This is a genomic window from Pseudidiomarina sp. CB1 (assembly GCF_024752025.1).
Classification (GTDB): Bacteria; Pseudomonadota; Gammaproteobacteria; order Enterobacterales; family Alteromonadaceae; genus Pseudidiomarina.
Genome location: NZ_JANTPU010000001.1, coordinates 272,868 through 292,222, shown reverse-complemented (window position 1 = coordinate 292,222; position 19,355 = coordinate 272,868). Strand labels below are relative to the sequence as shown.

Sequence of the window (19,355 nt, the reverse complement as noted above, 5' to 3'; positions counted from 1 at the left end):
GTCAATTATCACCTATTTAATGGTTAGCGCGTCATCGACTAATTTTTGCTGCTGTTTGTTATGCTCAGACAAATAACCGACTGCCGGTGCAGCCGAAGCTTCGCGACCTGCATAAGTTAAGTCTGCGCCTTTTGGAATCGCCGCTCTGAAATGATGCTGGCTGCTATACCAGGCACCTTGGTTTTGCGGTTCTTCTTGGCACCAAACAAAATCTTTCACATGCTTGTATTCTTTCAAGATCTCAGCCACTTCTTCGGCTGGGAACGGATACAACTGCTCAATCCGAATAATAGCAACGTCTGTTTGTTCGCGCTCACGGCGCTCTTTCAACAGGTCGTAGTAAACCTTGCCTGAGCAGAATATCACGCGTTTGACTTTCTTCGCGTCCAATTTATCGATTTCACCAATCGCATTTTGGAACACGCCATCGGTCATTTCATCCAACTCGGAGACAGCCAACGGATGGCGCAGTAACGACTTCGGTGTCATCACGATCAACGGGCGACGTACCGGACGCAGCTGCTGGCGACGCAACATGTGGAATACTTGTGCTGGCGTCGTCGGTACACAGACTGACCAGTTGTGGTCGGCCGACAGCTGCAAGAAGCGCTCAAGACGAGCTGAACTATGCTCTGGTCCTTGGCCTTCATAGCCGTGCGGCAACAACAGCGTCAAGCCGCATAAACGGCCCCACTTTTGTTCGCCCGAGCTTAAGAACTGGTCAATCACCACTTGCGCACCGTTTACGAAGTCACCGAACTGGGCTTCCCATAACACGAGTGCTTTCGGTTCAGCGGTCGCATAACCGTATTCAAACGCCACTACGGCCGCTTCCGACAATACCGAGTCGAAAATTTCGATCGGGCCTTGGCCTTCACGAATATGATTCAACGGCATGTAGGTCGAGGCGTCCTTTTGATTGTGCAAAACTGCGTGACGATGGAAGAAGGTACCACGCCCACTATCTTGACCAGTCATACGAATGCGCACGCCCTGATCAACCAAGGTTGCATAAGCTAAGGTTTCTGCGAAGCCCCAATCGGCTTTCTTCTCGCCTTTTGCCATTTTCAGACGCTCGTCGTACACTTTTTTGACGCGCGAATGTAGCTTGTGGTCTTCTGGGACCGTGCTCATTGCGGTGCCAATCTCTTCAAGCTGAGCTTTACTAATCTTCGCGTCGTACTCGACATCCCATTCGTTACCGATGTACTGCGACCAATCACTCGAGTGCGCTTTCATTTCACGCCATTCATCGACAACGATTTCGCCCTTGTCGAGCTGATCACGGTAGTCGCTTACAAAGCTGTCTTCGGCATCACTATCAATCACGCCTGCATCAGCAAGGCGTTTCGCGTAGATACTACGAGCGACAGGATGTTTTTTAACTTTTGCATACATAACGGGCTGCGTAGCACTTGGCTCATCAGCTTCGTTATGGCCGTGGCGACGATAACAAACCAAATCAATCATGACGTCACGTTTGAATTCGTTGCGGAAGTCAATAGCCAACTGTGTCACAAATACCACGGCTTCTGGATCGTCTGCATTCACGTGGAAAATCGGCGCCTGCACCATTTTCGCGATGTCGGTACAGTACTGCGTTGAGCGCGTGTCTTCGCGCTTCGACGTGGTAAAGCCAACTTGGTTATTCACCACGATACGAATCGAACCGCCGCACTGGAATCCACGCGTTTGCGACATATTAAAGGTTTCTTGCACGATACCTTGGCCGGCAATCGCCGAGTCGCCGTGAATCGTAATAGGCAACACTTTCGAACCGTCTTTGTCACCCAAGCGGTCCATACGCGCTCGCACTGAGCCCATAACCACTGGGTTCACAATTTCGAGATGCGACGGGTTGAATGCTAGCGCTAGGTGCACATCACCACCTGGAGTAGCGAAGTCCGATGAGAAGCCCATGTGGTACTTCACGTCGCCTGAGCCTTTACTCGCTGCATGCTTACCGGCGAACTCGTCGAACAGGTCTTGCGGCTTCTTACCAAGCACGTTGACCAAAACGTTCAGACGGCCACGGTGGGCCATACCGATCACGGCTTCTTTAGTGCCCTGCTCGCCCGCACGGCTGATTAAGGCTTTCAACATTGGAATAAGGCTATCTCCGCCTTCCAATGAGAATCGCTTGGCACCGGGGAACTTAGAGCCCAAATATTTTTCAAGGCCGTCTGCCGCAATCATTTCTTTCAGAATTTTCTTTTGCTGCTCAGATTTGAACTCTGGACGCCCACGCACACCTTCAAGACGTTGCTGAATCCAACGTTTCTCTTCGGTCGAAACAATGTGCATGTACTCAGCGCCAATCGAGCCACAATAAATTTGCTCGAGCAACTGGTGGATTTCACCAAGCTTCATGGTCTCTTGACCTACCGCCAGCGACCCCACGTTAAACTCTTTATCGAAATCGTCTTTCGAGAGCTCGTGGTGCTCAAGTGATAAATCCGGAACCTGTTCCTGCTTCCATAAATCGAGCGGATCAAGGTTCGCGTGTTGATGACCACGGAATCGGTAGGCATTGATCAGTTGCAGTACGCGTACTTGTTTCTGATCAGGGGCACCTGCAACGACAGTACCCGATTGCTTTAACTTGTTCTTAGCAAGGGTACGGAATTGCTCACGAATTTCACTGTGCTTGGTGTCATGGCCGCTACCTTCACGCGGCAACTGGTCGAAGAAACTTCGCCATTCATCACCAACAGCAGTCGGATCGTCGAGGTATAACTCAAAGAGTTCCTCAACGTACGCCATGTTACCACCAGCTAGGTGGGAGGATTCAAGCCAGGCTTGCATTACGCCATCTTGCATCGCTGTTCCTTCACACTCGTTTTATAAAAAAATAGCCATCCAAGCTGGATGGCTATTTCGATACAGCTCGGCCATTACTATAGCAAATCAACGCGATAGTATTAAATCGCGCGACTTAATAGCATGGATTTGATGTGTCCAATAGCCTTTGTTGGGTTCAAACCTTTCGGGCAAACGTTCACGCAGTTCATGATGCCGTGACAACGGAAAACACTAAATGCGTCGTCTAAGTCATCAAGGCGCTCTTCGGTAGCGGTGTCACGACTATCAATTAAGAAACGATAAGCGTGCAACAAACCGGCAGGGCCGATGAATTTGTCCGGGTTCCACCAGAACGATGGGCACGACGTCGAACAGCAAGCACAAAGAATACACTCGTACAAACCGTCCAATTTGGCTCGCTCTTCAGGCGATTGCAGACGCTCACGCGCTGGCGGCGTTTTGTCGTCATTAATCAAGTACGGTTTGATCTTTTCGTACTGCTTGTAGAACTGCGTCATGTCTACAATCAAATCACGAATGACGGGTAAACCAGGCAGTGGACGAATCACGATTTTGCTGCCTTTCAACGCAGACATTGGCGTGATACAAGCCAAACCATTCTTACCGTTCATGTTCAAACCGTCAGAACCACACACACCCTCACGGCATGAGCGACGGAATGCTAACGTTGGATCTTGCTCTTTCAATTTTAACAGCAAGTCCAGCACCATCATGTCCTGATTATCCTCGATTTCGAGGGTGTAATCCTTCATATAAGGTGCGTTATCAACATCCGGGTTGTAACGATAAACTGAAATACTCAACTTCTTCATCGTTGTCACCTAACCTTAGTAAGTCCGCGCTTTTGGCGGGAATGCTTCACGTAGCTTCGGCTGCATGTTCACTTCGCGCTTCAGCATCTCTTCCGTTTCCGGACGATAAACACTGTGTACCAACCAGTTTTCGTCATCACGATCTGGGTAGTCAGCACGGCTGTGTGCGCCACGGCTTTCCGTACGGAAGTTCGCAGAAACAGCTGTTGAATAAGCGGTTTCCATCAGGTTATCAAGTTCTAAGCACTCGATACGCTGGGTGTTGAACTCAGCACTGGTGTCATCAAGACGCGCGTTCTTCAAGCGCTCACGGATTTCTTTAAGCTCCGCCAAGCCTTCTTTCATCGCTTCGCCTTCACGGAAGACCGAGAAGTTCAACTGCATACACTTCTGCAAGTCTTTCTTAATTTGTACTGGGTCTTCACCGTCTTTATTGCTTTCCCAACGGTTAACGCGCGCTAAAGCTGCGTCGATGTCGCTTTGACTTGCTTCACGTGCTTCGGTATTGGCTGCCAAAGCATCGCCCAAGTGCAAGCCTGTCGCACGACCGAACACCACCAAATCAAGTAGTGAGTTACCGCCCAAGCGGTTCGCACCGTGCACAGATACACAAGCGATTTCACCACAAGCGAACAAGCCTTGAATCGGCGACGTTTTACCGTCGGCATCGATTTGTAATGCTTGGCCGTTCACGTCAGTTGGGATACCGCCCATCATGTAGTGACAAGTTGGGATAACTGGAATTGGCTCTTCCGCTGGATCAACGTGAGCGAAGGTTTTCGCCAAGTCACACACGCCTGGCAAGCGACTCTCGAGAACTTCACGCCCCAAGTGATCAAGCTTCAGTTTCAAGTGTGGACCTAAAGGACCATCACAGCCGCGGCCTTCGCGGATTTCAGTCATCATTGAGCGTGCAACAACGTCACGCGATGCTAAGTCTTTGGCATTCGGTGCGTAGCGCTCCATAAAGCGCTCACCGTCTTTGTTCAACAGATAACCACCTTCACCACGGCAACCCTCGGTTACCAAGGTACCTGCACCGGCAATACCGGTTGGGTGGAACTGCCACATTTCCATATCTTGCACCGGAACCCCTGCACGCAACGCCATGCCAACGCCGTCACCAGTGTTGATGTGAGCGTTGGTAGTTGAGGCGTAGATACGGCCTGCACCACCCGTTGCAAGCACTACGGCTTTGGCTTTTACGTAGAAGATTTCACCGGTTTCGATGTTCAGGGTCGTTACACCAACCACTGCACCGTCTTGGTTCTTCACAAGGTCAAGCGCGTACCACTCCGAGAATACGGTGGTCTTGTTCTTGACGTTTTGCTGGTACAACAAGTGCAACAATGCGTGGCCTGTACGGTCCGCTGCTGCAGCTGTACGCGCGGCTTGTTCGCCACCAAATGATTTCGACTGACCACCGAATGGACGCTGATAAACTTTACCGTTCTCAAAACGTGAGAATGGCAAGCCCATGTTTTCCAGTTCCAAAATCGCTTCTGGACCGGTTTTGCACATGTACTCGATAGCGTCTTGGTCACCGATGTAGTCCGAACCTTTCACGGTATCGAACATGTGCCATTCCCAGTTATCTTCGTGCGCGTTACCCAATGCAACGGTGATACCACCTTGCGCAGATACGGTGTGCGAACGCGTTGGGAAAACTTTCGACATCAGTGCACAGGTCATGCCTGACTGAGAAATTTGTAGTGCTGCGCGCATACCTGCGCCGCCGGCACCAATGACTACTGCATCAAATTCAAGAGTTTGTACGCTCACTTACACACCCTCCACAGGCCACACTACGAGTAGGCCAGCCAGCCAGTACACGATAAGTGCAACACTTACAACGAATTGAATGAAAGCTCGTAAGCCAGAATTTTTGACGTAATCAGTCAATACCTGCCAGATACCAATCCAGCCGTGGATAAGAACTGAGGTTAACGCCAACATAGTGAAGATCTTCATACCTAAGTTTGCGAACAAGTTTGTCCACACGGCATAGTTCACAGTTTCTGCTGAAACCAAGAAGCTCACCATGAAGATGGCGTACAAAGCCATGATGATGGCTGATGCGCGTAGCAGGATAAAGTCATGGGTTCCGCTACGGCCAAATGTTGAAGCTACTTTTACCATAACCACACCCCTGCTAAAGCTGAAAGTACGATAGCGAGTACAAATACGATGTACGCACTGATACGGCCAGAGTTGAGCTCTTCAAAGTAGCCCATATCCATAAACATATGGCGTACGCCAGCCAGCAAGTGATAACCAAGTGCAGTTAAAATACCCCAGGCGATAAACTTAGCAATGAAGCTGGTGAACAGGTCGTGCACCATTGCAAAGCCCTCGGCTGATTGCAGTGAAGTTGCCAATGCCCACACCAATAAACCAATCGAGATCAACATGATCACGCCAGAAACACGGTGCAAGATGGAACTAAGTCCCGCAGCGGGGAGACTAATAGTTGTAAGGTCTAAATTTACAGGTCTTTGTTTTTTCACGATTGTTGTGCCTTTCAGAAAAGCATTGTTAACATGCTCGGAACTTCAAACATCCTCGCCCTGTTACTTGTTAGGATTACTGTAAAGTATACGGTAAGAGGACCCTGTGAGATCGCCGCCAAAGTATATAAGCCATAGCAATGAATTACAATTCTCTAGCGCCGACTTTCCAAGAAAAACGTGATTTTTTTCGCTTTAGATCAACAGACAAGAAATCAGCTCTTGTCGCAACCCTACCTTAGTCGTATACACAGAAGTTACGATCCAACGTATAACCGTTTCGAGTGAATTGACGAAAGCGCGCAACTTTGTCATCCAAATGCCATACTGATGCGTAACAATGACACTTTTACTTGACGCTGATCGGGGTTTTGCCCAGAACTAAACAGCCGTTTGAATTGACAATGGCGGTTAAGATCAAGTAAATTCTAGCGCTCTTTTTTAGTGATGAAGCAGATTAAAACAAGGAGATTTCCTTATGGCTGATCGTAAAGCCACCCTGCAGATTGACGGCCAATCCATTGAATTACCAGTGTTATCTGGTACAGCCGGCTATGATGTAGTTGACGTGCGTACTCTTGGAAAACACGGGTTCTTCACTTTCGACCCAGGCTTTCTAGCAACGGGTTCATGTGAATCAAAGATCACCTACATTGATGGTGAAAACGGCATCCTTCTGCACCGCGGATATCCGATTGATCAGCTCGCTACGCAAGCGGATTATCTCGAAGTATGTTACATGCTGCTCCACGGTGAAGCTCCTACAGCTGAGCAATATGATAATTTTAAAGCCACGATCACCAAGCACACTATGGTGCATCAAGGTTTACACAATTTCTTTAATGGTTTCCGTCGTGACGCGCATCCAATGGCGATGCTCTGTGCGGTTACCGGTGCCCTCTCTTCTTTTTATCATGATGATCTTGATATCCATGATGAAAAACAACGTTTACGTAGTGCGTACCGCTTAATTGCGAAAATGCCTACCATTGCTGCCATGGCTTATAAATTTAGCATTGGTCAGCCATTTGTTTATCCACAAAACGATCTGTCGTACTCAGAAAACTTCTTAAATATGATGTTCTCTGTTCCGGCTGAAGATTACAAAGTGAACCCTATCATCGCCAAAGCGATGGACCGTATTTTCACGTTGCACGCTGATCATGAGCAGAATGCTTCAACGTCTACGGTTCGTTTGGCAGGTTCATCGGGCGCGAACCCATATGCGTGTATTGCAGCGGGTGTTGCATCACTTTGGGGACCTGCCCATGGCGGCGCGAACGAAGCTTGTTTGCGCATGTTGAAAGAAATCGGCTCGGTCGACAACATTCCTAAGTACATCGAAAAAGCGAAAGACAAGAACGACCCGTTCCGTCTGATGGGGTTTGGTCACCGTGTTTACAAAAACTTTGACCCGCGTGCGACTGTTATGCGTGAAAGTGCACACGAAGTACTCAAAGAGTTGAACATTGACGATCCGTTGCTTGACGTGGCGATGGAACTTGAACGCATTGCGTTAGAAGACCCGTACTTCGTTGAGAAGAAACTGTATCCGAACGTCGATTTCTATTCAGGTATCATTCTGAAAGCCATTGGCATTCCGACCAACATGTTTACCGTGATCTTTGCTTTATCACGTACCGTTGGCTGGATTTCACACTGGCATGAAATGATGGGTGAAGCGAACCAGAAAATCGGTCGTCCACGTCAGCTTTACACTGGTGAGGCGAAACGTGACTTCACACCTATTAAGCGTTAACACTAGCGCCGAATTAGCGAAATTCGCTAAGGTTTAGTAAAAAGCACGCCACGGCGTGCTTTTTTTTGTGCCTATTTTCTCTTCGACCTAAATGAATCGCGAACAAAACGATCCTCTGCAAGCCAATAAAATCGATAACTCTAGGGTTTTACTAGGAATTATTTACTAGTTGGCACGCAACCTGCATAAACCTTACCAAAGAAACAAACGTCTTAACTTGCATTCGTTGCGTTGGCAGGTTTGACCCGTACTAGAAGTACGGGCTACCAACATCGAACAACGAACAGCAAATAGCGAACAACGGGGGTAATTCACATGAGTTTTATTGCAGGCAGTAGCCTCAAACACAAAGCAAGCTTTGCCGGCTTGACTGCTTTAATTCTGACTTCAAGTCTGTTGCTAAACGGTTGCGGTCAGGCCGGCGCCTCAAATCAAACAAAAGCGGAAGAACAGGTGGTGGTACGCATCCCTGTTGCCACCGAAGTGGTCGAACGCCAAGCCATCACTTCGAGTTTCCGCACCACTGCAACCCTTGAGGCTCGTGAAGAGACCGACATCATCAGCAAGGCTAATGGCATTGTTGAAGAAATTCTTGTTGAAGAAGGCGATTGGGTTGAAAAAGGTCAGCTGCTCGCAAACCTACGCGATGATGAATACCGTATTCAGGTAGCGCAAGCCAAGGCTGAGCTGAACAGCATCCAGCAAGAACTGAAGCGCGTAAAAGACATGGCCGAGCGTGACATGATAAGTGCCGATGCTTATGACAAACTCCGCTTTCAAGCAGATACTCTACAAGCACGCTACGATATGGCAGCACTCAATTTGGCAGAAACTGAAATTCGTGCGCCTATTTCGGGTTTCATCGCCGCACGTTATGCGAAGACCGGCAACATGATAAGCCAATATCAACCGCAAAAGTTGTTTCATATCGTCGCACTAGATGAGCTGCAAGGTAATGTATACCTGCCAGAGCGCGAACTGCAATTCATCGAAGTTGGCCAAACTGCAGAACTACAAGTCAGTGCGATGCCCGGCAAAACCTTAATGGCTAAGGTTGACCGCATCAGTCCTGTGGTCGACACCCAGTCTGGAACATTCAAAGTTGTTTTGAGTGTTGCCAATCCTGACAGCGCGCTAAAAGCGGGTATGTTTGCCCATGTAAAATTACATTATGCGACGCACAATGACGCTGTAACTGTCCCCCGCTATGCAGTGCAAAGCCTTGACGGCAAACACAGTGTCTTTACCGTTGATGCCGAAGGCGTTGCGCACAAAGTTGACGTAGTGGTTGGCTTTGAAGACGAAACCCATGTTGAGATTCTCGACGGTATAGAAGCTGGTGAGCAGTTGGTCGTTAGTGGTCAAGCCAATCTTAAAGATGCCGCCTTGGTAGAAGTTATCGATACTATCAAGAGCGAGCAACAATCATGAGTCTAGCCAAATTAGCAGTACGGCGACCGGTCACGGTCGCCATGTTTACCCTCGCAGTATTGCTGTTTGGCATGGTCTCGTTAGGCCGGATTCCAGTCACTTTGCTGCCTGATCTTTCTTACCCAACACTTACCGTGCGCACCGACTACCCCGGCGGTGCTCCTGGTGAAGTAGAACAGTTAGTAAGCAAGCCCATTGAAGAAGCCCTCGGCACCGTAAAAGGCGTGCGCCGAATAGAGTCAATCTCGCGTGCAGGGCAAAGTGATGTGCTGCTCGAGTTTGCCTGGGGCAGTAACATGGACATGGCCAGTCTTGATGTCCGCGAGAAAATGGACCTAGTGCCGTTGCCTTTGGATCTCGAAAAACCAACGCTACTGCGCTTTAATCCCGCGGAAGAGCCTATTTTCCGTTTAGCATTAGGTTATGCGGATATCAGCGACCCTAACGTTGATGAACTCAAGCGCTTACGTACCTTTGCCGAGGAAGAACTAAAACGCCATCTTGAAGCCGTTGAAGGTGTTGCTTCTGTTCGCCTTGGTGGCGGCCTCGAAGACGAAATTCAAGTGCTCGTCAATGAGCAGCAGGCTACCCAACTGCAAATTCCAATGAGCCTGATTATGCAACGGCTCAAGGAAGAAAATATTAATTTGTCAGGTGGTCGCTTAGAAGCGCAGCGCGCAGAATACTTGGTTCGCACGCTAAACCAATTTGAAGATTTAGATGACATCCGCAGCATTTACATTGCAACCCGCAACGACCGCCCTATTCTCTTGCGCGACATTGCAGATGTTAGCAAGAGCTATAAAGAGCGAGACTCGATTAGCCGCATTGCAGGTCGCGAAGCTGTCGAAGTTTCACTGTATAAAGAAGGCGACGCCAATACCGTTCAAGTTTCGAAAGCCATTCAAAGCCACTTAGCCTATTTACAAGAACGCGACGTGGTGCCGAACCAGTACCAAGTTACGCCTATTTCTGACCAAGCTGTATTCATCCAAGCGGCCATTGCAGAAGTGCGTGACGCGGCGATTTTTGGTGGTTTGTTAGCCATGGTGATTATCTACTTGTTCTTGCAGCGACTATGGCCGACGGTCATTATTTCGATGGCAATTCCGGTATCGATTATTGCGACCTTCAACCTCATGCATGGCTATCACATTTCGCTAAATATGATGTCACTGGGCGGTATCGCTTTAGCTGTAGGCATGCTCGTTGATAACGCCATTGTGGTGCTCGAAAATATCGCTCGCCATAATGAAGAAACCGACGTTGCCACCGCCGCCGAAAAAGGCACCAGTGAAGTAACCGGCGCCATCATCGCCTCGACGCTAACGACCATGGCCGTATTCTTCCCGTTGGTGTTCGTCGAAGGCCTTGCTGGCCAACTCTTTGCTGACCAAGCATTGACCGTAACCTTCTCGTTGTTAGCCTCATTATTGGTCGCACTTACCCTTATTCCAATGTTATCGGCCAAGCAAAAGAGTGCTGATGCAGCAATTACCGCAAAACAGCACTTTGCCCCCGCGCAGCAGCGCCAAGGCTGGCGTTTTTGGGTTATGACGCCATTATTCTTGGTGTTCCGCTGGCTGCCATTAGCTATTGCAACAGTGCTCGTCGCACTATGGCGTGGCCTTGCAAAGTTGCTGGGTGTGGCCGTACGGCCCATGCTGCGCAGCTTCGATTGGAGCTATCAACATCTGGCTGCGGCATACCAAAAGCTACTTGCTAAAGCACTTGCCAATGCCAAAGCCACGCTGGCGGTGATTGTGTTGGTCGCTGCCAGCTGTTATGCACTACTTCCGCAGTTGCCGGTAAGCCTCTTACCCAGCATGGCACAAGGCGAGTTCTACGTTGAAATCGAATTACAACCCGGTACGACCATCGACGAAACCGACGCTGTTTTGACCAAACTCGCTCAGCACCTCGAAGGCAACACTGAGCTTGCGCAAAGTGTTGAGAAAGCCTACAGCATTGCTGGTACAGGTAGCTTGCTCAACGCCTCGCCAGGACAAAACGGTAACCAGTGGGGTCGTTTTAACGTCGTCATGAAGGATGCCAGTGATGTTTTCGCCGAAGAGCGCGTGCAAAACTACTTGCGTGACTACGTACAACGTATCCCTGGCGTCAGTGTCAAACTCGGTCGTCCAGAGCTGTTTAGTTTTAGTAGCCCAATGGCCATTGAGATTACTGGCTATGATATTGAACTATTGCAGCAAGCTGCTGACACCGTTGCCGCTGCTTTGGCTGAAGATAATCGCTTCACGGATATCCGTACCAATATGTCGGACGGTCAACCGGAAATCGCGATCTTCTTCGACCATGCGCGTTTGGCTCAATACGGCCTAACGAGTGCCACAGTTTCGGAATTGCTAGCGACAAAGATTGGTGGTCGTGTGGCAACCCAGTTCAGCCTCGAAGATCGCAAAATTGATATCTTGGTGCGCAGCCAAGAACAAGACCGTGACTCGTTACGCGACTTGCAACTCATGGTGATTAATCCAGGTGCAGCACGCGAAATTCCATTACAGGCGGTAGCTGACATTCAGCAAATCATGGGACCAAGCGAAATCACTCGCTTGGATCAAGAACGTACTGCTATTGTGAACGCGAATCTTGCCTTTGGCGACTTGGGAGCAGCCGTGCAAGCTGCCGAAAAGGTCCTCGCCGAAACGCAACTTCCGCTCACTGTTGAAGCTCGCATCGCTGGTCAAAACGAAGAAATGCAACAGTCATTTAAGTCACTGCAAATGGCTTTAATGCTGGCTGTGTTCTTGGTTTATTTGATTATGGCGTCGCAGTTTGAGTCATTACTGCATCCGTTTTTCATACTCTTCAGTGTGCCTCTAGCCGGCGCGGGTTCAGTATTAGGCTTGTATTTGCTGAATACCGAGCTGAGTGTGATTGTTTTCATTGGTCTCATCATGCTTGCGGGCATTGTGGTCAATAATGCGATTGTTTTGGTGGATCGTATCAACCAGCTACGAGAACAAGGCGCTAGTCGTTACGATGCCGTATCTCAAGCAGCGCAGCAGCGCTTGCGGCCCATTCTTATGACCATGTTTACCACGGTGCTCGGCCTGCTGCCATTAGCGTTGGGGCTTGGTGAAGGTGCCGAGATCCGCGCCCCAATGGCGATTAGTGTTATTGCCGGACTGCTCTTTTCTACGCTACTGACCTTACTCTTTATTCCATGCTTGTATTTGTTAGTGGATCGCAAGAATGTCAAGGCCGTGTCAGCAGAGGAGGCGCAATCATGACCGCAGCAGAAATCGGTGCGAGCTTGGCACGGCTTGCACTGCGCCGCCCAGTCACTATTTGTATGTTGTTCTTGTCGATGTTGCTGCTAGGTGCGATTAGTTCACGCTTGTTGCCGCTGGAAAAGTTTCCGGGTATCGAAATCCCAGAAATGGTGGTTACCGTGCCCTACCCTAACTCGACACCTGCAGAGGTTGAGCGGCTGATAACTCGGCCGCTCGAAGAAGCATTGGCAACCATTACCAACATCAAGCGCATGCGATCGTTCTCAACAGGCGACAATGCCCAAGTGGTATTGCAGTTCGAATGGGGCGAGGACGTCAATGCCAAGAGCATTGAAGCGCGGGAAAAAGTTGATGGTATAAAACACTTACTACCGGATGACGTTGAGCGCATTCAAGTCATGCAATTTAATACTGAAGATATGCCGGTATTTCAATTGCGGATTTCGAGTCAGCGCGATCTCAACAATGCTTATGACCTGTTAGACCGCAGCCTGCGCCGCCCGATTGAGCGCGTTGAAGGCGTGTCGCAAGTGACCCTCTATGGCGTCGAAAAGCAACAAATTGTGATTCGTTTAAACCAAGCGCGATTGCTCCAACATCGCCTATCGGCAGCTGATATTGCCTCGCGCTTGCGAGCGGCTAACTTTTCGCTCACTGCGGGTTACATCGAGAATGACGACGAGCGTATTTTAGTCAATCCAGTCGGTGAGTTTCAGTCGGAATATGAAATTCGTCAGTTTCCCATCACAGCCCAGTTGAAGCTGGGCGACGTTGCGACAGTGCAGCGCGAAATGCCACGCAAGACCGACGGTCGCCACCTCGACCAGGTCTATGCAATTGGCATGGACGTTTTTAAAGAGTCGTCACAGAATTTGGTGGATGTATCGGACCGCGTCCGCGCGGTGGTCGAAGAAATTCGTAACGATCCACAATTCAACGGCATTAACTTGTTCGTGATGGATGATACTGCAAAAAGCGTCAAAACTTCGTTACATGACTTGTTAATTGCAGGCCTCATCGGTGCTGGTTTATCGTTTATTGTCTTATTCTTATTCTTGCGCAACATTGTCACCACGTTGGTTGTCGTTCTCTCGGTGCCGATTGCCATCTGTATCGCTTTAGGCGGTATGTACTTTCTTGGTTACTCGCTCAACGTGCTGTCACTCATGGGCTTGATGCTGGCAATAGGTATGCTGGTTGATAACGCCGTCGTTATCACCGAAAGCATTCAATACGAAGTCGAGCAAGGCCTTAAAGCTGAGCAAGCAACACTGCAAGGTGTTGGCAATGTATCGCTGGCGGTACTGGCGGGCACCTTGACCACAGCAATAGTCTTCTTGCCCAATATTTTTGGTAAGAAAATCGACATTACGATTTTCTTAGAACACACGGCGATAGCGATTTGTTTATCACTATTAGCATCGTTACTAATCGCACAAACCCTGATCCCATTATTGGCGAGCAAACTGACCAAAGTGATGGGTAGTAAAAAGCCGCAACAACGGCCTTCGCGTTATCGCAAGGCACTGCAATGGAGCTGGCGTCATCCGCGTTGGACTGGCTTGTTTGCGGTCCTCATTCTCGCCAGTATTGTGATTCCACTCGGTGCGGTTTCTGGTGACCAACAAGATGAGGGCTTTAACGATCGTTTATTCCTCAACTATAATCTGCACCAACAATACAGCTTAGCCGAAGTTGAAGCTGAGGTCGCGCGTATGGAGGAGTTTCTTTACGCCAACCAAGACGACTTCTACATTGATGCGGTTTATAGCTATTACACGCCAAACTACGCGATTTCTACTTTATTGATGAAACCTGATCGACCGGTAAAAATGAGCGAATTGATGGCCAAAATGCGCGAGCAATTTCCCAAAATGCTGCGCAGCGAACCGCAGTTTGGCTGGGGTGGCGGCGGTGAAGGTGTTCGCATTACCTTGAACGGCCAGTCTACCGAGGTACTGCAAGACTTAAGCGCACGCTTTATTCCGTTATTAGCCTCGATCGAGGGGCTTAACGATTTACGCAGTGAAACGGACGCAGGTCAATTCGAATACCTCGTTACTATCGATCGTGAACGTGCCCACAATCTGGGACTAAGTTCGGGAGCGGTCGCCCAACAGATCGCTACCGCCTTGCGCGGTAACCGTCTCCGCTCGTTCCGTGGCGACCCTAATGGCGAGGTACCCTTACGTATCGCCTTTGACAAAGATCTTGAAACCTCGCTTGAAGCTTTGCAAAACTTACCCATTAGCCAGGTCGATGGGCGTACGGTTCCGTTAGCTGCGGTTGCTGATTTTCGCATTGAACCGCGGTTAGGCGCCATACGCCGTCTCGATCGCCGCACTTCACTCGCGATTCAGGCCAACCTCAACAGTGATGAGTTAACCCTTGACCAAGCGCGGGAACAAATTACCACACTGCTCGATAAAGTTAGTCTCCCCGATGGCTACACATGGTCACTTGACGGTAGTTTTCAGCGTCAACAAGAAGCTGAGAACGTCATGCTCACCAACACCTTGTTAGCCGTCGTCATGATTTATATCGTTATGGCTGCACTATTTGAGTCGGTATTGTTGCCAACCTCGGTGATCACGTCACTGTTATTCTCGATTGTCGGCGTATTCTGGGCGCTGATGTTGACCGGTCAGAGCATGGACATCATGGCCATGATTGGCATCCTGATCTTGATGGGGATCGTGGTGAACAACGGCATTGTGCTCGTCGACCGTATTAATCAGTTGCTGGCAGCCGGACATACGTTAGAAGAAGCGGTTATTGAAGGAAGTGTCAGTCGCCTAAGACCGATTTTGATGACTGTCGCCACCACCGTATTGGGTTTGGTACCTCTCGCTTTCGGTACCACGCAAATCGGTGGTGATGGTCCGCCGTATGCGCCGATGGCAATTGCCATTATCGGCGGCCTGCTGCTATCGACCATCACTAGCCTATTTCTGGTACCTTACGTGTACGCACGATTGCTGTGGTGGCGCGAGCGCTGGCACGCACTCAAAGCGCGTGCCGTAAACACCGTCGATGGGGTCAAGTTACTCAAGTAATTGCTGATTTGCCCGATCTAAGTCGGCTGGCGTATCAATGCCAGCCGGCGGATTGGCAATAGCCTCGGCCACATGAATACGTTCGCCGTACCACAACACCCGTAATTGCTCCAAGGATTCAATGGTTTCTAATGGACTTGGGTCCCATTCCACGTAACGCCAAACAAATCCCGCGCGATACGCATAAATGCCAATATGACGCATATATGCGGCCTGGTCACCCAACCTGTCATGGTTTAACGCGTCGCGTTCATAAGGAATCGGGGCACGTGAAAAGTACAATGCATATCCATTCGCATCGGTAACCACTTTCACTGCGTTCGGGTTCTTTACTTCTTCTAAATTGGTAATTGGAACCGCTAACGTCGCCATCTGCGCAGCACGCTGGTTCATTAGGTTATCGGCCACTTGGCGAATGATCTCGGGCGGTATAAACGGCTCATCACCTTGCACATTAACCACCACTTGATCATCGGCAATGGCTAAATAATCAATCACCTCGGCAATGCGTTCAGTCCCAGACTGGTGATGGCTAGCTGTGAGCATTGCTCGTCCGCCAAAGGCTTCTACGGCGTCGACAATGCGTTGATCGTCAGTGGCAACAATCACTTCGGCGGCGCCAGCTGCAGCCGACCGTTCATAGACCCTTTGGATCATGGATTTATTGCCAATCATCGCCAACGGCTTACCCGGCAAGCGGGTTGAGGCATAACGTGCTGGAATAATTACAGTAAAACTCATTTGGGCAGTTGCTCCAAGTCAGCAGCGCTTAACTCACGCGCTTCACTACGCAGTAAATAAGGAATGTCATCACGAACAGGGTAAGCAAGACGATCGCCACGGCAGATAAGCTCTGACGTCGCGGCGTTCCACACCAAACGCCCCTTGCACAAAGGGCATGCCAAGAGCGCTAGCGTGCGTTCATCAAGAGCCATGCTTAAACCTCTTTAGTTCCGTGTCGATTCGTTGCCAAAAGACCTCGTCGAGCTGTGCAGCTATCGGTAAATAATAGCCATTTTCGGGGGCCAACGAGCGCCATTTCATCGCGTCTTTTTCCGTCATCAAAATGACCTCGTAGTTTTGCAATTGCTCAGCATCCTGACGCTGAAAAGCATAATGGTCTGGGTACGCCTTACAGTCAAATGCGCGCGGTTCCAGCGCTTTGACTGTCGCAAAAAAACGTTGTGGATGACCGATGCCGGCAAGCGCAACGGTGCGTCCTATCGGTAATTTGTCACAAGGGCTATCGTCACGCACGTGGCGCCAACCGTGGCTTTGCAACTGCATGGTAAAACACTGCGCTGCAGGTGGTATTTGCTGCGCTACAAACGCGTTGAGTTCGCCATTGACAACCACGGCATCAACGCTTGCTAAGCGTTTAGCGTTTTCGCGCAAAGGTCCAATCGGTAAACACCAGCCATTACCAAGTCCGCGTTCACCATCCACCACAGCGATTTCGAACTGGCGTGGCAAACGATAATGTTGCAAGCCATCGTCGCTAATAATCACCGTAGTTGTTGGCGCATGGGCCAGGACGTGCTCAGCTGCGGCCATCCGATTCGGCGCTACAACCACTGGCACCTGTGCTCGGCGCGCTAATAATAGAGGTTCGTCGCCGCAGGCCCGAGCTGAGGTGGTGGCAGTAACCATTAGCGGAAACGGACCTTTTCCGCCGTACCCGCGTGACACGATGGCAGGATGTTCGCCCTGCGCTTGTAAATGCTCAACCAGCGCTAACGTCATTGGCGTCTTGCCCGTACCACCTACACTAATATTACCAACTACAATCACCGGTACCGGCAGCGGCTTCGGTGGATTTGCCAGCGCCACACTACGCCGCCAGCGACTCACGAGCACAAATAACGCATGCAGCGGCAGTAATAACCAAAGCCACCAACGAACCTGCGGGCGATACCAAGCGTCACTTAGCGACATCAGCCAAGCTCACCGCTAAATTGCAAGCTATAGAGCTGATAGTAAGCCCCCTCCTGCTCCAGCAGTTCTTGATGGCTCCCGCGCTCGACCACGCCGCCATCTTCTAGTACTAAAATTTCGTCGGCTTTTTCAATCGTCGACAGGCGATGGGCAATAACAATCGAGGTACGGTCTTTCTGTAAATTCTGCAGCGCAGTTTGAATGTGACGTTCAGACTCAGTGTCTAAGGCTGACGTTGCTTCATCAAGAATTAAAATCGGCGCGTCGCGTAATAAAGCACGCGCAATCGCAATACGTTGCCGCTGTCCACCAGAAAGCATAACGCCATTTTCACCGACCATCGTATCTAAGCCGTTGGGCAGGTTATCAGTAAATTCAGTCACATAAGCCAGTTCAGCAACTTCGCGTAAACGCTCGGCCGACACTTCACCACGCGCACCATAGGCGATGTTGTTCGCGATACTGTCATTGAACAAGGTTACATGTTGCGAGACCAATGCGAACTGCCGCCGCAATGACTTAAGCTTGTAGTCGTAAATGTCCACGCCATCGAGCTTAATCACGCCATCTTGCGGCGTATAAAAGCGCGCCAGCAAATTCGAAATGGTCGATTTACCGCTTCCCGAACGGCCAACCAATGCCAACGTTTTACCAGGTGCGACATGAAAACTAACATCGTTCAAAGCTGGTGAGTCGGTATCATCGTAACTAAAAGTCACATGCTCAAAGCGAATGTCGCCCTGCGCCCGATCAAGCTGCTTTTTACCGGAATCATTCTCTGCTTTTTCATCCAGAATACTAAAGATACTTTGCGCCGCCGCAATCCCGCGCTGAAAATCACTATTCACCGTCGTCAGTTGCTTTAATGGTCGCAACAGCATAATCATCGCTGTCAACATGGTGGTAAACGCACCGGCGGTAAGCTGTTCAAGCATTTCTGGATAACTTGCTAACACCAACACCATCGACAAACTGAACGAAGCTATCAGCTGAATCACCGAGGTACTCAAGGTTTGCGCGTTGATCAGCTTCATGTGTTGATTACGAGTGAAATCGGTCACTTTTTCAAAGCGTTTTGATTCGCGCTTCTGGCCCTCATACATCACCACGACTTTGTGGCCATTCAACATCTGTTCAGCGGTAGTCGTCACGTCACCCATCGCATTTTGGATTCGATTCGACACCTTGCGGAAACGTTTGGAGACAACGGAGACAATTTTTGCAATCAACGGTCCAATCAGCAGGAATACCAGTGACAAAAGCCAACTGTGGTAAAACATCAACGCCAGCAAACCGATAACGTAAGCGCCTTCACGAATAAGTACGATGACCGCGCGGCTGCTTGCCTCTGCTACCTGCTGTGTGGTGTAGGTTAATTTGGAAAGTAAGTCCCCGGTCGAATGCCGATCATGAAAAGCGACGGGCAGCTTTACTAAGTGATCAAACAACTGTTGACGCAACGACGTAACAACGCGGAAGCCCACCCAATTAAGAAAATAGGTCGAAATAAAATTAAACAATCCGCGCAAAATAAAAATGACGGGCACAAAAATAGCACCGTAGAGCAGTATTTTAGGGTCGCTTTCAGTCAAGCCGTCATCGATCAACGTCTGAATTTGTGAGAGAAAAAACGTGTCGACCGCAGCGTAGCCGATCATGCCAAAAATCGAAAAGAAGAACGCCGCTCGATAGGGTTTGATGTAACCCAGCAGGCGGCGGAAGGTTTTTTGTTTTACTGTCTCTGCACTCATGCAATTGCTTCTAGTGATAAATCG

The 19,355-nt window shown here is 49.6% G+C and carries 13 protein-coding genes; 4 read left to right on the top strand and 9 right to left on the bottom strand.

Annotation, left to right across the window (positions count from 1 at the left end; genetic code table 11):
- Positions 1–12: 12 nt before the first annotated feature.
- The 5 genes from NV375_RS01305 to sdhC all read right to left on the bottom strand — a co-directional run bounded on the left by NV375_RS01305 (position 13) and on the right by sdhC (position 6,142).
- Complete coding sequence (locus NV375_RS01305; RefSeq protein ID WP_258806631.1) at positions 13–2,820, bottom strand: 2-oxoglutarate dehydrogenase E1 component; 2,808 nt, start codon at positions 2,818–2,820, stop codon at positions 13–15.
- A 101-nt stretch (positions 2,821–2,921) separates the two neighbouring features.
- The gene (locus NV375_RS01300; protein WP_126769833.1) at positions 2,922–3,635 is read right to left on the bottom strand and encodes a succinate dehydrogenase iron-sulfur subunit; all 714 of its coding nucleotides are present in this window, start codon (positions 3,633–3,635) and stop codon (positions 2,922–2,924) included.
- A gap of 15 nt (positions 3,636–3,650) precedes the next feature.
- Positions 3,651–5,417: a succinate dehydrogenase flavoprotein subunit gene (sdhA, locus tag NV375_RS01295; RefSeq protein ID WP_258806630.1), complete on the bottom strand. Its 1,767-nt coding sequence runs from the start codon at positions 5,415–5,417 to the stop codon at positions 3,651–3,653.
- Complete coding sequence (sdhD, locus tag NV375_RS01290; RefSeq protein ID WP_126769829.1) at positions 5,418–5,774, bottom strand: succinate dehydrogenase, hydrophobic membrane anchor protein; 357 nt, start codon at positions 5,772–5,774, stop codon at positions 5,418–5,420.
- Entirely contained in the window at positions 5,768–6,142 is a 375-nt protein-coding gene (gene sdhC, locus NV375_RS01285; protein WP_126769827.1) for a succinate dehydrogenase, cytochrome b556 subunit, read from the bottom strand. The genes sdhD and sdhC overlap by 7 nt, the downstream gene beginning before the upstream one ends.
- Positions 6,143–6,620: 478 nt before the next feature.
- Here sdhC and NV375_RS01280 point away from each other — a divergent pair, with 478 nt between their 5' ends.
- The 4 genes from NV375_RS01280 (at position 6,621) to NV375_RS01265 (ending at position 15,645) form a co-directional block, all read left to right on the top strand.
- On the top strand, positions 6,621–7,901 hold the full coding sequence (locus NV375_RS01280) for a citrate synthase (protein WP_126769825.1): 1,281 nt from the start codon (positions 6,621–6,623) through the stop codon (positions 7,899–7,901).
- Between the two features lie 315 nt (positions 7,902–8,216).
- A complete protein-coding gene (locus NV375_RS01275; protein WP_258806629.1) occupies positions 8,217–9,332 on the top strand; it encodes an efflux RND transporter periplasmic adaptor subunit in 1,116 nt (371 codons plus the stop codon).
- Positions 9,329–12,586, top strand: a complete 3,258-nt coding sequence (locus NV375_RS01270) for an efflux RND transporter permease subunit (RefSeq protein WP_258806628.1) — start codon at positions 9,329–9,331, stop codon at positions 12,584–12,586. The genes NV375_RS01275 and NV375_RS01270 overlap by 4 nt, the downstream gene beginning before the upstream one ends.
- Positions 12,583–15,645: an efflux RND transporter permease subunit gene (locus NV375_RS01265; protein WP_258806627.1), complete on the top strand. Its 3,063-nt coding sequence runs from the start codon at positions 12,583–12,585 to the stop codon at positions 15,643–15,645. The genes NV375_RS01270 and NV375_RS01265 overlap by 4 nt, the downstream gene beginning before the upstream one ends.
- Here NV375_RS01265 and kdsB read toward each other — a convergent pair.
- From kdsB to msbA, 4 genes are read right to left on the bottom strand one after another with little or no spacing between them, the layout of a single operon-like run.
- Entirely contained in the window at positions 15,634–16,386 is a 753-nt protein-coding gene (gene kdsB / locus NV375_RS01260; RefSeq protein WP_258806626.1) for a 3-deoxy-manno-octulosonate cytidylyltransferase, read from the bottom strand. The two genes, NV375_RS01265 and kdsB, sit on opposite strands and share 12 nt — an antisense overlap.
- Positions 16,383–16,580 carry a Trm112 family protein gene (locus NV375_RS01255; protein WP_258806625.1) on the bottom strand — a complete coding sequence of 66 codons (198 nt, stop codon included), beginning with the start codon at positions 16,578–16,580 and terminating at the stop codon, positions 16,383–16,385. Before NV375_RS01255 ends, kdsB begins: the two co-directional genes overlap by 4 nt.
- Complete coding sequence (gene lpxK / locus NV375_RS01250) at positions 16,570–17,580, bottom strand: tetraacyldisaccharide 4'-kinase (protein WP_258806624.1); 1,011 nt, start codon at positions 17,578–17,580, stop codon at positions 16,570–16,572. Before lpxK ends, NV375_RS01255 begins: the two co-directional genes overlap by 11 nt.
- A complete protein-coding gene (gene msbA / locus NV375_RS01245; protein ID WP_126769811.1) occupies positions 17,580–19,331 on the bottom strand; it encodes a lipid A export permease/ATP-binding protein MsbA in 1,752 nt (583 codons plus the stop codon). The genes lpxK and msbA overlap by 1 nt, the downstream gene beginning before the upstream one ends.
- Positions 19,332–19,355: the final 24 nt, after the last annotated feature.